Origin of the sequence: Micromonospora wenchangensis, assembly GCF_002210435.1 — a bacterium.
GTDB classification, from domain to species: Bacteria; Actinomycetota; Actinomycetes; order Mycobacteriales; family Micromonosporaceae; genus Micromonospora; species Micromonospora wenchangensis.
The window spans coordinates 1-1,477 of sequence record NZ_MZMV01000145.1 but is presented as its reverse complement, the minus strand read 5'-3'; the positions used below and the strand labels follow the sequence as shown (position 1 = coordinate 1,477).

The 1,477-nt window shown below is 71.1% G+C and carries 1 protein-coding gene; it reads left to right on the top strand.

Annotation, left to right across the window (positions count from 1 at the left end; genetic code table 11):
* On the top strand, positions 1–1,477 hold a 1,477-nt coding region (locus B5D80_RS32645), incomplete at both ends, for a beta-ketoacyl [acyl carrier protein] synthase domain-containing protein (protein ID WP_144081852.1).

Here is a 1,477-nt window from a genome sequence, read left to right as displayed (position 1 = left end):
TCCTCCTCCGCCGCCGGCCGGTGACGTTCCCGCCGCGCCGTCGGCCGTCGGCGCGCCGTCGGTTGCCGGCGCGCCGACGGTTGCCGGCGCGACGGGGGTGACCGGGCCCGACGGGACGGACCCGGGGCGTGACATCGCCGTCGTCGGTGCCGCGATCCGGGTGCCCACCGCCGGCGACCTCGACGCGTTCTGGACGCTGCTCACCGACGGGCGCGACACCGTCGGCACCCTGCCCGACGGCCGGTGGCAGCCGCCGGAGGGCCCGGTGCCGCAGGCGTCCTTCCTGGAACGGGTCGACGAGTTCGACCCGGTGCCGTTCCGGATCTCCGCCCGGGAGGCACCACTGATCGACCCCCAGGCCCGCATCGTGTACGAGACCATCTGGCAGGCCCTGGAGGACGCCGGCCGGACGGGGCAGGGGAGCCCAGACAACCGGATCGGCCTGTGGATCGCCTACAGCCACGACCACTACCACGAGGAGCGGTCCCGGCACGGGGTGACCGACGGGCGCGGGCTGGGTCTGGAGGCGATGATCCCGAACCGGCTGTCGTACCTGATGGACTGGCACGGCCCGAGCGTCGTGGTGAACACGCTCTGCTCGTCGTCGCTGGTGGCGTTGCACACCGCCGTGCAACACCTGCGGGCCGGCGACATCGACACCGCCGTCATCGGTGGCGTGCACGCCGCGATCAGCCCCGAGTACTTCGACTCCATGCGGGACCTGCGGGCGCTCTCGCCCACCTTCCGCTGCCGGGCCTTCGACGTCGAGGCCGACGGGTTCGTGCCCGGTGAGGGGGCGGTGGCGATCGTGCTCCGCCGCCGCGCGGACGCGGAACGGGACGCCGACCGCATCCGGGGTCTGATCAAGGGGGTGGCGGTGAACCACGGTGGCCGGACCACCCGGTACTCCGCCCCGAGCCCCGTCGGCCAGCGGGAGGTGATTGTGGCGGCGTTGCGGGATGCGGGTGTTGGTGTGGAGGGGATCGGGATGGTGGAGGCCCACGGCACGGGGACGTCGTTGGGTGATCCGATCGAGGTGGAGGGTCTCACCCGGGCGTGGCGGGGGTTTACGTCGCGGACGCAGTTCTGTGCGATCGGTTCGTTGAAGTCGAATATTGGTCATTTGGAGCCGGCGGCGGGTTTGGCGGGGTTGGTGAAGGTGTTGTTGTCGTTGGAGCACGGGGTGGTGCCGGCGACGTTGCATGTGGTGCGTCCGAATGATCATATCCGGTTTGAGGACACGCCGTTCTTTGTGGCGGACAAGCCGGTGTCGTGGCCTCGGGTGGTGGGTGCGCCGCGTCGGGCGGCGGTGTCGGCGTTCGGGATGGGTGGGGTGAACGCCCACGTCATCGTCGAGGAGGCTCCGCTTCCGGCTGCCCGGGAATCCCTGCCGCAACAGTCGTACGTGGTGAAGGTTTCTGCGGCGAGTGAGGACGGGGTGCGTCGGTTGGCGGGCGGGTATGCGCGCATGTTGTCG